The sequence below is a fragment of the Bordetella sp. BOR01 genome (assembly GCF_019218885.1).
Classification (GTDB): domain Bacteria; phylum Pseudomonadota; class Gammaproteobacteria; order Burkholderiales; family Burkholderiaceae_B; genus Bordetella_A.
The window spans coordinates 738097-750991 of record NZ_JAHUWT010000004.1 but is presented as its reverse complement, the minus strand read 5'-3'; the positions used below and the strand labels follow the sequence as shown (position 1 = coordinate 750991).

General features: G+C 64.6%; 10 protein-coding genes. 2 read left to right on the top strand and 8 right to left on the bottom strand.

The window, feature by feature from the left end; translation table 11 throughout:
- Window position 1 precedes the first annotated feature (1 nt).
- The 8 genes from KW845_RS25130 to KW845_RS25095 form a co-directional block, all read right to left on the bottom strand.
- The gene (locus KW845_RS25130) at window positions 2-976 is read right to left on the bottom strand and encodes a TRAP transporter substrate-binding protein (RefSeq protein ID WP_218372075.1); all 975 of its coding nucleotides are present in this window, start codon (window positions 974-976) and stop codon (window positions 2-4) included.
- Window positions 977-1130: 154 nt separating this feature from the next.
- Window positions 1131-1415, bottom strand: a complete 285-nt coding sequence (locus tag KW845_RS25125; RefSeq protein ID WP_218372074.1) for a DUF3325 domain-containing protein — start codon at window positions 1413-1415, stop codon at window positions 1131-1133.
- On the bottom strand, window positions 1412-3034 hold the full coding sequence (locus tag KW845_RS25120) for a PepSY domain-containing protein (RefSeq protein ID WP_255592913.1): 1623 nt from the start codon (window positions 3032-3034) through the stop codon (window positions 1412-1414). The genes KW845_RS25125 and KW845_RS25120 overlap by 4 nt, the downstream gene beginning before the upstream one ends.
- A complete protein-coding gene (locus KW845_RS25115; protein ID WP_218372073.1) occupies window positions 3031-3330 on the bottom strand; it encodes a DUF3649 domain-containing protein in 300 nt (99 codons plus the stop codon). The genes KW845_RS25120 and KW845_RS25115 overlap by 4 nt, the downstream gene beginning before the upstream one ends.
- Before the next feature lies 1 nt (window position 3331).
- Entirely contained in the window at window positions 3332-4060 is a 729-nt protein-coding gene (locus tag KW845_RS25110) for a DUF4198 domain-containing protein (RefSeq protein ID WP_218372072.1), read from the bottom strand.
- A 22-nt stretch (window positions 4061-4082) separates the two neighbouring features.
- Window positions 4083-6542, bottom strand: coding sequence for a TonB-dependent receptor (locus KW845_RS25105; RefSeq protein WP_218372071.1), 2460 nt, complete (start codon window positions 6540-6542; stop codon window positions 4083-4085).
- Window positions 6543-6635: 93 nt separating this feature from the next.
- Entirely contained in the window at window positions 6636-7595 is a 960-nt protein-coding gene (locus KW845_RS25100) for a FecR family protein (RefSeq protein ID WP_218372070.1), read from the bottom strand.
- Window positions 7596-7680: 85 nt separating this feature from the next.
- A complete protein-coding gene (locus tag KW845_RS25095) occupies window positions 7681-8151 on the bottom strand; it encodes an RNA polymerase sigma factor (RefSeq protein ID WP_218372069.1) in 471 nt (156 codons plus the stop codon).
- Window positions 8152-8400: 249 nt separating this feature from the next.
- Between KW845_RS25095 and KW845_RS25090 the strand changes: the two genes are divergently transcribed.
- A complete protein-coding gene (locus KW845_RS25090) occupies window positions 8401-8910 on the top strand; it encodes a winged helix DNA-binding protein (RefSeq protein WP_218372068.1) in 510 nt (169 codons plus the stop codon).
- A 56-nt stretch (window positions 8911-8966) separates the two neighbouring features.
- Window positions 8967-12590: a hydantoinase B/oxoprolinase family protein gene (locus KW845_RS25085; protein ID WP_218372067.1), complete on the top strand. Its 3624-nt coding sequence runs from the start codon at window positions 8967-8969 to the stop codon at window positions 12588-12590.
- Window positions 12591-12895: the final 305 nt, after the last annotated feature.

Sequence of the window (12895 nt, the reverse complement as noted above, 5' to 3'; positions counted from 1 at the left end):
CTTACATCTTGCGATAGGCTTCGACCATGGCCTTGCCGTCGGCACCGGATCGTTCGAGCCATTCGTCGACCATACGCTCACCGACCTTGGTCATGCCGGATTGCAGCTCGGGCGTGGGCGTGATGATCTGCAGGCCGTTCTTGGTCAGTTCTTGCTGATACCACTTGTTCTTTTCTTCCGACAGCTTCCAGCCGCGTTCCTCGGCCTGCGCGCCGGCCTTCTTCAGGGCTTCCTGGGTGGCGGGGTCCAGCGCGTCGTAGGCTTTCTTGTTGACGATGATGGCGTTCTTGGGCAGCCAGGCCTGGGTGTCGTACCACTTCTTGATGTACTCGTAGGTCTTGGTGTCGTAGCCGGTCGAGGCCGATGACATGTACGAATCGATCACGCCGGTGGCCATGGCCTGGGCCAGTTCGGCCTGCTGCACGGTGACGGGTTGCGCGCCGACCAGTTCGGCGATCTTGGCCGTGACCGGGCTGTAGGCGCGCCATTTCAGGCCTTTCAGGTCTTCGACCTTGTTCAGTTCCTTGTTGGCGAAAATGCCTTGCGGGGGCCACGCCACCGCGTACAGCAGCATCATGCCCTGCGATGCCAGTTTCTTTTCCAGGTAGGGCTTCTGCGCCTGGTAAAGCTTGAACGAGGCGGGGTAGCCGGTGGCCAGGAAGGGCAGGCCGTCCAGCGCGTAGACCGGATCTTCGTTGGCGTAGTTGGTCAGCAGGATTTCGCCGATCTGGGCCTGGTTGCCCTGCACGGCGCGCTTGATCTCGGGGGCCTTGTACAGCGATGCGTTGTTGTGCAGCGTGATCTTCAGCTTGCCGCCCGACAGGCTCTCGACATCCTTGATGAAGGTGTTCAGGTTCTCGACATGGAAGTTGCTGGCCGGATAGGCGCTGGGCAAGTCCCAGGTGGTCTGGGCAACGGCGCCGGTGCTGAAGGCCAGCACGAAGCAGCCGGCCAGCAGGGAAAGGTTCTTTTGCATGGAAGATCCTTGGTAAGGAATCATGGACGGATGGCCTTGCGCCATCAGGAACACCGCCAGGGATGCCTGCGGCGACTGTCACAAACCGTGCAATTCTAAGACGCACGAAGCGCCCTCAGGCCCTGGAAAGGGCCGCGTAGGGGTAATTCCTAGGTCAGCGCCGAGTCTTTCGTCGCTGCCACACGAGCAAGGTGGCAAAGACCAGCCCGGCAGCCAAGCTGGTGTGGCCGCTGTAGCTGACCAGCCCCAGGGCCCAGCCCTGGCCCAGTATGGCCGCGAGCAGTGCCAGCACCAGGGCGAGCCAACCTGTCAGGCGCAGCCATCGCGTCGTCGTGGGTGACAAAGGGCGCTCGAAAAAATCTTCTTGGTGGCGCTCCATGGCCAGTGCCAGCGCGCCGAAAGCCAGTAGCGAAAGCAACTGTACGGCAAGGTGATTCATGTGCCGTCTCCCGCGGCGGGCACCGCTGGGCGTCCGGCCGGCCTGGCCGCCCTGGGCCGGTGTCGCGCGGCGCGGATCGCCAGCACGGTATGCAGGCCGCCCAGCGCCAGCAGCGTCAGATCGAAGCCGGCGTACAGCCAGTCTGCGGCGGCAAGGCTGGCGAACAAGCCCCGGCCGGTTGCAAGTGCATTGAGCACCGGCAGCAGCACCAGCAGCGCCGCGGCCAGCCAAAGTTGTTCCAGCCACGCCCGCTTGGCCGGCCGCAGCAGCGCATGCGCCAACGCCAGCGCCCAGGCGATGAAGAACAGGTGGATCTCCCATTCGCCGCGCCGGGCCATGCCGGTGGGCAACAGCCGGTTGGCCCAAAGGAAGGCGGTCATCGCGATCGACAGCCCGGCGATGCCCGCGATGTTCAGCCGTTCTACGAGCCGGAAGCCGAAGTGGGGCCGTTCGGGATCGGGCAGCCTGGCGCGTCGCTTGACTGTCCACAATACCAGGCCGGTGCCCACCATCGCGGTGCCGGCCAGGCTGACCAGGAAGTACAGCCAGCGTACCGTGGTGTCGGCGAAGCGTCCCAAGTGCAACGCATAGACTACGCCGCGTGTCTCGGCCGTTGGACCGACGTTGTCCTTGACCTGCAGCAGCTTGCCGCTCACGCCGTCGAACACCACGTATTGCGGGCTGACCGAGGCGCGCTGGAGGTCGCCGCGCACCAGTACCACCCGGGCCGCGGCGTCGCCCGGGTTGTTGATCGCTACGCGGCCGATGTTGTCCCGGCCCCAGCGCTCCTGCGCCTGACGGACCATGCCGGCTACCGGCGCGAGCTCGGCCTTTTCGCCGCGCGGTTTGCCGGCTGGCACGAAGGAGTTCATTTCGGCGGTCAGCGCTTGTCGTTCGAGCGGCGTCTTGAACACCGCGTCGCTGCCCCAGGGCATGTACAGCAGCATCAGTGTTACCAGCCCGCTGTAGGTGATCATCAGGTGGAAGGGCAGCCCGAACACCGATAGCGCGTTGTGCGCGTCCAGCCAGGAGCGCTGGCCCTTGCCCCAGCGGAAAGTGAAGAAATCCACGAAGATCTTCTTGTGCGTGATCACGCCGCTGATGATTGCCACCAACATGAACATGGCACAGAGGCCCGCGAGCCAGCGTCCCCACAGCACGGGCATGTAGTGGAAATTGAAATGGAAGCGGTAGAAAAAATCGCCGCCGGTGGTCTCCCGCGCGCTCAGCTTCTGGCCGGTGGACGGGTCGAAAGTGGCGCGCTCGAAACCACGGCGACCGGGAATATCGGGGTTGCGCCAGAATGCATTGGCAACGTTGTTGCGCTCGTCCGGCAGGCTGAAACTCCATTGCGGGCTGGCGGGCGCCAGTTGGGCCAGGGTGCCTGTCAGGCGCTGGGCGACTTCGGCGGCATCGGGCACCTGCTGCTGCGCCGGCAGCTCGGGGCGCATCCATTGGGACATCTCGTCGCGGAAGTAAGCCACTGTTCCGGTCAGGAACATGGCATATAGAAGCCAGCCAACCAGCAGCCCCGTCCAGATGTGCAGGTCGGACATCGTCTGGCGCAGGCCGGGTGCCTTCTTCGCAGAGGCGGTCGTCGAGAGGTGAGGGGGCTTCATGCTGCACCGTTTCCATTCCAGACCGGCCAGGCCGCCAGCAGCAACGGCGCGGCCGCCAGCAGCAGGCCGGCCCAGGCGCGTGTGGCCGAACGCACGGCGAACACCCAGACGACCGCCAACGCATAGACCACGAAGCTCAGCAGCATGCCGGCCAGCACCGCTTCGGTTCGGCTCATCGGCAGTGCCGCTGCGGCCACGCTGGTCAGGGCGGCCAGCGCGTAGCCGCCGAACACGGCGGCCACGATGCGCGAAAGCAGTGGCCCGCTATTGCGGGCCTTTGCAACAGGCGTACTCATGTCATTTATTGGGTTTGGCTTGCGGTCCGGCCGGAATGGGTTCCAGGCCATCGGGCTGGCTGACATGCAGCGTGGTCACATAGTTGATGCCGTCGTACTTCTCGGGGCTGTCCTTGCCAGGACGTTCGCCCGGCTTGCGGTCGATGTGGGCGGCTTCCAGCACGTAGCTGCCTTTCCAGGGCAGGTTGAAGCTGACGACGCCTTGGTCGTCCGAACGGGTTTCCTGGGCCCATCCCGACTGCACCACGATGGCCACCTTGGCCGAAGGCAGCGGCTTGCCGTCGAAGAAGACCTTGAAGGTACCGGGCTGGCCTGCGGGAACGACGTCCAGCGCGAGCTTGGGCGCCTGTTCGGCGAAATCCGCCACGTAGCGTGCCGCCGGGCGGTACCAACTGGTGATTGTCTTGTCGCCCTGCTTGAATGTGCGCAACGGGAACGCGGCGTCTTCGGCCACGATGGTGTCGCCTTCGCCGGCCTTGAAGGGCAGGGTGAAACCGTCGGCGGACTTGGCTGCGTTGGCACTTTGCTCGCCCTTGTCCGAGATCATGGTGGCAGTGGGTTTGCCAAAGTTGTCGAGCAAACCCGGCGAGGTTTCGCGCAGGTTGTCGCCGAACTCGCCAAACCGGATCACGGCGGACTGGCCTTCGGGTTGCTCTATCCAGATCTGGTGGGCATGGGCGCTTGCGGCAAGGCCCAGGGTGGCGATGGCCGTGGACAACAGTTTCTTCATTGCGAATCTCCGGACAGTGGGACTAGAAATCAATGGATGCGGACAACAGGAAAGTGCGCGGTGCGCTCAGTACCGCACCGCCATTGACCCCAATCCAGTAGTTTTTGTTGAATACGTTCTCGACGGTGCCTCGGAAGGTGACCTCTTTGCCGCCGATGCGCGTGGCATAGCGTGCCCCGACGTCGTAGCGGGTCCACCCACTGATCCGTTGGGTATTGGCCGCGTCGAGATAGGCGGCGCCGGTGCGGATGACCCGTGCGCCCAGGGTCAGCCCGGTTACCGCGGGTACGTGCCATTCGATGCCCAGGTTGGCTTGCAGCTTGGGTATGCCGGGAGCCTGGTGGCCCTCGTTGAGCCCGCCCGCCGTCTTGGTCAGTTCGGCACGAACATAGCTGATGCCGCCCAGCACGCTCAGTTGCGGCGTCAGGTCGCCAAACATGTTCCATTCGATGCCGCGGTTGCGCTGCTGGCCGTCCTGGCTGTATTCCCGGGTAATGGGGTCGACCAATTGCGTGGGCTGCTCGATCTGGAACAAGCTGACCGTCGTGGCGAACTCGCCAAAGTCTTTCTTGATGCCCACCTCGTACTGCTCGGCCTTGTAGGGCGGGAACATCTTGCCGTTATCGGGTGAGCTCACATCGCGCACCGTCGACCCCTGCAATAACCCCTGAACGTAGTTGGCATACAAAGAGAGGTCATGCCGGGGCTTGACCACCAGGCCGACCATGGGAGTCCAGGCGTCGTCCTTGTAATGGACAGTTCCGCCGCGCACCGCGCCTTCCTGCTCGACATACTGCTTGCGCACGCCCACGATCAGGTTCACCCGATCTTCAATGAACGACAGGGTGTCGGCCACGGCGATGCTTTCTCGATCGACGGTTCCATTCGAGACCCAGCGGCCCGAGGTGGGCACGGCAGGCAATTGGCCTTCCATCGGTTCGTAGATGTTGCCGGGCATGGTGGGGCCATTGGCCGATCGCCCGCTGGAGCGCATGAAACTGCGCTGGTGGTATCGGTCAGCACTGATGGCCACCTTGTGCTGCACCGGGCCGGTGGCGAAGTTCACATTCGCGCCCACTTGGATGTTCGTGTTGTCCAGGCCGTAGGCGTCGGTGGAAAGCGTGCCCTGGTAGCTACCGTCGGGCATGATGTTGGCAACCTGGGTGTTTACCGTGTCGGAGCGCGACTTCAAATGTCCCGCTGCCACGTAAGCGGAAACCGCGTCGCTGAAGTCGTACTCGGCGCGGAACGCGGCCGTGGTTTCTTCGTGATCGGCCTTGCCGCCCAGCAAGATCGCGCTATCCGATGGGGGCGGGCTGGGAATGTCGGGCGTGGCGAATGTGAATGAAAACGGAGAAACGTTGTCGAGCTTTATATCCTGGTGAATCAGGTCCAGCGACATCCGCAGTTTCTCGCCCTGGTAGTCCAGCCCGACGGCACCCATGGCGAGCCTGCCGCTTTGCTCATCGATCGGGGTGTCTCCGTCGCGATAAACGGCATTGACGCGCACGCCCCAGGCATCGTCTTGTCCAAATCGGCGCCCCAGGTCAAGGTGCGTGCCGTACTCGCTGTCCGACATATAGCCGACGTTCAAACGGGTCAACGGCTCTGGTCCGGCCCGTTTCGGCACAAGATTGATGTCGCCGGCGATGCTGGTTCCCATTCCGTTGAGCAACGCGTTCGGCCCTTTCAGCACTTCGATGCGCTCCAGGGCCTCGACGGGCTGGCGGTAATTGGGAAACACGCCGCGCAGGCCGTTGAACGAGGCGTCGATGGTCGCAAACGGAAGTCCGCGTATGAAAAACGCGTTGGATGCCTGGCCATACTTGCGTCCGGAGTCGCGTACCGACGGGTCGCCGACCAGGACATCGGCAATCATCTGTGCCTGTTGGTTCTCGATCAGCTGGGCGGTATAGCTAGTCTGATTGAACGGCGTGTCCATGAAATCCAGATCGCCCAGCAGACCTACGCGGCCGCCGCGCGCAACCTGCCCGCCGGCGTAGGGCGGTGGCAGCTCCCAGGGCGACGTGACGGCGGTGACGGTCACGGCTTCCAGGGTCGATACAGAGTCGTTCTCGCGCCGGATCGAGACGCCCGATCCGTTGGCGGCGGCGGTCAGGCCCGATCCGGACAGTACGCGGTCCAGCGCCTGGCCCAGGGTCATGGAACCCTGCAGCGCAGGGGCGTTTTTCCCGGTCGCCAGGCTGGCATCCAGCCCGATGCCCACGCCCGATTGCCGCGCCAACGCATCGATGGTCAATGCCAGAGGCTGGGCGGGCAGGGACAGTTGCAGTTGCCGGCTGGTGACGGCCTGCCGGGGGGATTGGGCAACGGCGCTCTCAGGGGTTCCGATCAGGGTCAGCGCGGCAGCGCACGCCACGGTCATGGCGTTGGCGCGGAACTCCCGGGTGCGAAAGCGGGTAAGCCAAGAAACGTTGCTAGCCAGTCGGGCTGGACGGCAGCCGGTTCGCTGTCGGAGCATGAAAATCGTCCTGAGGGGTTGATGTTTCCCCTGAAGACGCTTTCGATCGCGCATCACTGACAAATCAGATGAAACAAAAATTGTCTGCCTGCGCTAGGGGCGAGGGTAAAGCACCAGGGCACCGTTTTGCCGGGCAATGCGCACGGGCAGCATGCCCGGCAGGTTCTGCACGAAGGCTTGGGGATCGCGTGCGGGAAACGTACCGGTAAGGCGCATCTTGCGCAGTGCGGCGCTGTCGGCCAGTTGCAGCGGCTGGGGAAGGTAGTCGTTCCAACGGGCGATGGCTTCGGGCAATGGCGTGCCACTGAAAACCAGCCATCCCTCGCGCCATGCGCCCACGCTTTCTGCCCGCACCTGGGTGCGGTCCCCGAACCCCTGGGCATCGACTTCCATGGCCTCGCTGGCCTCCAGCACCCTGTCCGGCAGGGCATCGGTGCGATGTCCTGCGTCTTGATGTGCGGCCCACACCGCCACCCGGCCCTCGGCGACCTCGACCCGCATGCGCTGGTCTCGCACTGTCACGCTGAAAATCGTGCCCAGCACCGCGATGCGGCCCCATGCTGTAGTGACGATGAAGGGGCGATTCTTGTCGGGCCGCACATCGAAGCGCATCTCGCCGTTCGCGAGTTGAACCTCGCGGCGGTCGCGATAGTAGCCAACGCTCCCCGCGGTGTTGGCACCCAGGTCGATGTGCGAGCCGTCGGGCAGGTTGCGTGCCAGCAATTGGGCGTGGCCAGTGTTCAAGGCATATTGGGTATCGGACTGCAGCCACGCCCATCGCGCGCCGCCCAGCAAGGCAGCCAGGCTACCTATGCCCAACGCTGCCAGCGCGCGGCGGCGGTTTCTTTGCGCCGATGCCGCGCGCTCGGCCCGGCTGTGCGGCAAGGGCACGCTGCTTCTGAACGCGCCTGCCCGGGTAGCGTCCCAGTATTGGCAAGCGGTTTCGAAGGCCGATTGGTGCGCAGGGTCAGCCTGGCGCCATTGCGTCAATTCCTTGCGTGCGGCTTCGGCTTCCAGCGGTTCGCCATGTTGCTGGCGGCCAATGAGCGACAAGGCATACTCCACCAGCCGGCGGGGCGGAGTCGCGGTACAAGAGGCGGATCGAAGCGTGGTCACGGTCGGTACGAAAGGTGCTGCGTCAAGGCGCTTTATGGCGCATGCAGTCCAGCACGCCGCGCACGACGTGCTTGTCCACCGCGGATGCGGCAATCCCCATGAACTCGCCCGCTTCGGCGTAGCTGTAGCCGTAGATGCGGACAAGTATGAATGCCTCGCGCCGTTTGCGTGGCATGACGGACAGGCGCGCCAGCAGACGCTCGAGCTGCAGGCGGGCATCGATCTGTTGTTCGACAGAGGGTGCGTTGTCTATGCTGATCAGTTGCAGCGTATCCAGCATGCGCGTTTCCGCGGCGCGCCGCCTGGCATCGCTCACGATCAAGTTCTTGCCGGTGCGAAAGAGCAATGCCCGCAGATCGAACACTTCCTTGCCGCTGGCGTGCATGGTCAGCACGCGGGCAAACGCTTCTTGCACCACGTCGGCCGCGGCATCGCGATTGCCCAACGACCGGGAGAAGAAGTTCAGGAGTTCCGGATAATAGCGAGCGACCAAAAAAGTACCTCAGCCAGCGCAACAGCACGGCTCGCCTGGGCAAAAGGCGAGCCGTGCCGACAGGAGGATCAAAGCCGAATCGGGGATGGCAAGTCCGGCCATTATAGTTATAAAAATGATAACGATTATCAATCAATAAACGAGGTTAGGTAATGATGGTCTATGGCGTTGCCGGGTTTTCAGTTTTTTATTGATGAAATATCGATAAATTATTAGCATTCCATCCACACCGATTTCCCGGAGCGCTCCGTGAACGCCCATCTCATCGCCTCGTCCGCCCATCTGGCCAGCGGCCGCGCGCCAGATCTTTCCGAAGTGGAATTCGGCCTGATGATCGCCGGCCACGCGTTCGACCGCTGGACAGTGCGTTGCATGGCCGCGGCCGGCTTGCCCGACCTGACGGCCACCGACGTCATGGTGATGCACCATGTCTATCATCGCCAACGCAGCAAGAAGCTGGCCGACATCTGCTTCACGCTGAACGTCGAAGACACGCACATCGTCAACTATTCGCTGAAGAAACTGGAACGCCTGGGTGTCGTTCGCGGCGAGCGTAGTGGCAAGGAAGTGTTCTACAGCGTCACGGACGACGGCGCCGCATTCATCAAGCGCTACACCGAGATCCGCGAACAGTGCCTGATAGACGGCCTGGAAGCGGGCACGGGCGGGGGCGTGGAGTTCACCCGGCAGCTGGCCAAGACCCTGCGCGCGCTCTCCGGCCTGTACGACCAGGCGGCACGGGCGGCCACATCGCTATAACCATGCACGGCCGGCGGCGATCCGCCGCGTCGTTATTCCTACCTGTCGAGGACACTATGAAGTGGCAATTCTGGGTTGACCGTGGGGGTACGTTTACCGATATCGTGGCGCGCCGCCCCGACGGAAGTACCGCCACCGCCAAGCTGCTGTCGGAAAACCCCGAGCAATACCGCGATGCGGCCGTGGCCGGCATCCGCCAGTTGCTGGGCCTGGCGCCGGGCGTACCGGTGCCTGCCGAACAGGTCGAATGCGTGAAGATGGGCACGACGGTGGCCACCAACGCCTTGCTGGAACGCAAGGGTGAGCGTACTTTGCTGGTGACCACGCAAGGGTTTCGCGACGGCTTGCGCATTGCCTACCAGAACCGGCCGCGCCTGTTCGACCGCAATGTGGCGCTGCCCGAGATGCTGTACGAATCGGTGGTCGAAGCCGACGAGCGGGTCGATGCCAGCGGCGCCGTGGTGCGGCCGCTGGATGAAGACGGCCTGCGCCAGAAGCTGCAGCAGGCCTACGACAGCGGCATTCGTGCCGTGGCCGTCATCTTCATGCATGCCTGGCATACGCCCGCGCACGAACAGCGCGCGGCCGCCATTGCGCGCGACATGGGCTTTACGCAGGTGTCGGCCTCGCACGAGGTCAGCCCGCTGATCAAGTTCGTCTCGCGCGGCGATACCACGGTGGTCGATGCCTATCTGTCGCCCATCCTGAAGCGCTATGTCGACCAGGTGGCGACCGAACTGCCGGGTATCCGCCTGATGTTCATGCAATCCAGCGGCGGCCTGACCGATGCCCACCGCTTCCGCGGCAAGGACGCCATCCTGTCCGGCCCGGCCGGCGGCATCGTCGGCATGGTGCGCACCAGCGAACTGGCTGGCTTGCCGCGCGTCATCGGTTTCGACATGGGCGGCACATCCACCGATGTCTCGCACTACGCGGGCGAGTTCGAGCGCGAGTTCGAGACCCTGGTGGCCGGCGTGCGCATGCGGGCACCCATGATGAGCATCCACACCGTGGCGGCCGGCGGGGGCTCCATCCTGCATTTCGATGGCGCGCGCCTGCGGGTGGGGCCTGATTCGGCCGGCGCCAATCCGGGGCCGGCCTGCTACCGGCGCGGCGGGCCGCTGGCCGTGACGGACTGCAACGTCTTGCTGGGCAAGATCCAGCCCGACTTCTTCCCGCGGGTCTTCGGCCCGGCGGCCGACCAGCCGCTGGACCGCCAGGCGGTGCAGCAGCGTTTTGACGCCATGGCGGGCGAAGTGCGCGCGGCCACCGGCCGCGAGATGACGCCCGAGCAATTGGCCGAAGGCTTCCTGGAAATCGCGGTGGGCAACATGGCCGAGGCCATCAAGCGTATCTCGGTGCAGCGCGGCCACGATGTCACCGAATACGCCCTGACGGTATTCGGCGGGGCGGGCGGGCAGCACGCCTGCCTGGTAGCCGACGCGCTGGGCATGACCACGGTGTTCGCCCATCCGCTGGGCGGCGTGCTGTCGGCCTATGGCATGGGCCTGGCGGACCAGACCGAGATGCGCCAGAAAACGGTCGAGAAAGTGCTGGATACGGCGCTGACGGCCGAACTGCAGGCCGAGCTCGACGAGCTCGCGGCGCAGGCCGAAGGCGAACTGCGCCGCCAGCATGTGCCGGCCGACCTGATCCACGTACAGCGCCGCCTGCACCTGAAGTACCGCGGCACCGATACCGCGCTGGAAGTGGCATACGGCGGCCTGGCCCAGGTGCGCCAGGATTTCGAAGCGGCCTATCGCCAGCGCTATTCGTTCTTGATGCCCGGCCGCGAGCTGGTGGTGGAGACAATCTCGGTCGAGGCCACTGGTGGCGGCGAGCCCGCCACCGAAGCGCCGGTCGAGCGCAGCCGTGCCGGCGCGCCGCCGGCCCGTCAGTTGGTCAAGATGTACGGCCAGGGTGCCTGGCGCGACACGCCGCTGTACGTGCGGTTCGACCTGGTGCCTGGCGATGTACTGGCGGGACCCGCCATCATTTCCGAAGCCAACCAGACCACGGTCGTCGAGGCTGGCTGGCAAGCCGAACTGACGGCGCTGGACCATATCGTGCTCAAGCGCGTCGAGGTACGGCCCGAGCGCCGTGTGGTGGGCACCCAGGCCGATCCGGTCATGCTGGAAGTCTTCAACAATCTGTTCATGTCCATTGCCGAACAGATGGGCTACCGGCTGCAGAACACCGCCTATTCGGTCAACATCAAAGAGCGCCTGGACTTTTCTTGCGCCATTTTCGATGCCGGGGGCAACCTGATCGCCAATGCGCCGCACATGCCCGTGCACCTGGGCTCGATGGGCGAATCCATCAAGACCATCATGAACGCCAATGCCGGACACATGCGGCCCGGCGATGCATACGTGGTCAACGATCCGTACCACGGCGGCACGCACTTGCCCGATGTCACGGTCATCACGCCCGTGTTCGACCGGGCCGGCGACGAAATCCTGTTCTATGTGGGCTCACGCGGGCACCATGCCGATATAGGCGGCACCACGCCCGGCTCCATGCCGCCCGATTCCAGGACGGTGGAAGACGAGGGCGTGCTGTTCACCAACTTCCAGCTGGTGCGCGACGGCGAGTTCCGCGACCAGGCCGCGCGCGAGATACTGGCATCCGGCCGCTGGCCGGCACGCAACCCCGACCAGAACATTGCCGATCTGCACGCGCAGATCGCCGCCAATGAAAAGGGCGTGCAGGAACTCTTGCGCATGTGCGATCACTTCGGCCTGGATGTGGTGCGTGCCTACATGGGCCACGTGCAGGACAATGCCGAAGAAGCCGTGCGCCGCGTCATTTCGGTGTTGAAGGACGGCAGCTACGAATATCCGCTGGACAATGGGGCGGTCATCCGCGTGGCCGTGCGCGTCGACCGCGAGGCGCGCACCGCGGTGGTGGACTTCACCGGCACTTCGCCGCAGCTGGACAATAACTTCAACGCCCCTGGCGCGATTGCGGTGGCGGCGGTGCTGTACGTATTCCGCACCATGGTCGATGACGACATTCCGCTGAATGCAGGGTGCCTGAAACCGCTGGACATCATCGTGCCCGACGGTTCCATGCTGCGGCCCAATCCGCCCGCCTCGGTGGTGGCGGGCAACGTGGAAACGTCCATGTGCATCGTCAACGCGCTATACGGGGCGCTGGGCGTGCTGGCGGCCAGCCAGGGCACCATGAACAACTTCACTTTCGGCAATGCGCGCTACCAGTACTACGAAACCATCTCGGGCGGAACGGGCGCGGGTCCGCTGCGCATCGACGCGGCGGGGCCTGGCGACGAGGGCTTTGCCGGCGCCTCGGTAGTGCAGGCGCACATGACCAACTCGCGCCTGACCGACCCCGAAGTCCTGGAACTGCGTTTTCCTGTGCGGCTGGAGTCGTACGAGATCCGTCCCGGCTCGGGCGGGGCGGGCCGTTACCGTGGCGGCGACGGCGGGGTGCGGCGCGTGCGCTTCCTGGAAGACATGACGGCGGCCATTCTGTCGAACAACCGCGTCTATGCGCCATTCGGTCTGGCCGGCGGCGGTGCCGGGGCGGTAGGCCGCAACTATATCGAGCGCGCCGACGGCAGCATCCAGGAACTGGCCCCGCAGGACAGCGCCGCGCTGCGGGCTGGCGATGTATTCGTGGTGGAAACGCCTGGCGGCGGGGGGTACGGGCAGGTGTAGCTCAAGATGGTGGGGTATGGTTTCAGTTCTTGCCCCGTCCCGCGCCGCTCGGGCAGGCGGTGGCGGCGAACGTGCGTCGGGCTCGGGCGCATGCAGGCGCCCTCGGCCTGCTGCGCAGGTTGCCCCGCCGCCCGACTCGCCGCCACCGCCTGCCCGAGCGGCACGGGACTGCGTCTGTGTGAATTCGAACTATCGCCAGTGCGCTGGAACTCAGTTATCTAGGCGTAGCGCAGAATGGTTTTTTTCCCAAGGGTTTTGCGTGCAGGCTCGCCATTGCTAGACACTGACCAGCCTCGGCGTCCTGG

What these genes read in the sequence shown, in the direction of transcription:
- KW845_RS25130 (WP_218372075.1), bottom strand. Translation starts at nt 976, where the DNA reads ATGCAAAAGAACCTTTCCCTGCTGGCCGGCTGCTTCGTGCTGGCCTTC.
- KW845_RS25125 (WP_218372074.1), bottom strand. Translation starts at nt 1,415, where the DNA reads ATGAATCACCTTGCCGTACAGTTGCTTTCGCTACTGGCTTTCGGCGCG.
- KW845_RS25120 (WP_255592913.1), bottom strand. Translation starts at nt 3,034, where the DNA reads ATGAAGCCCCCTCACCTCTCGACGACCGCCTCTGCGAAGAAGGCACCC.
- KW845_RS25115 (WP_218372073.1), bottom strand. Translation starts at nt 3,330, where the DNA reads ATGAGTACGCCTGTTGCAAAGGCCCGCAATAGCGGGCCACTGCTTTCG.
- KW845_RS25110 (WP_218372072.1), bottom strand. Translation starts at nt 4,060, where the DNA reads ATGAAGAAACTGTTGTCCACGGCCATCGCCACCCTGGGCCTTGCCGCA.
- KW845_RS25105 (WP_218372071.1), bottom strand. Translation starts at nt 6,542, where the DNA reads ATGCTCCGACAGCGAACCGGCTGCCGTCCAGCCCGACTGGCTAGCAAC.
- KW845_RS25085 (WP_218372067.1), top strand. Translation starts at nt 8,967, where the DNA reads ATGAAGTGGCAATTCTGGGTTGACCGTGGGGGTACGTTTACCGATATC.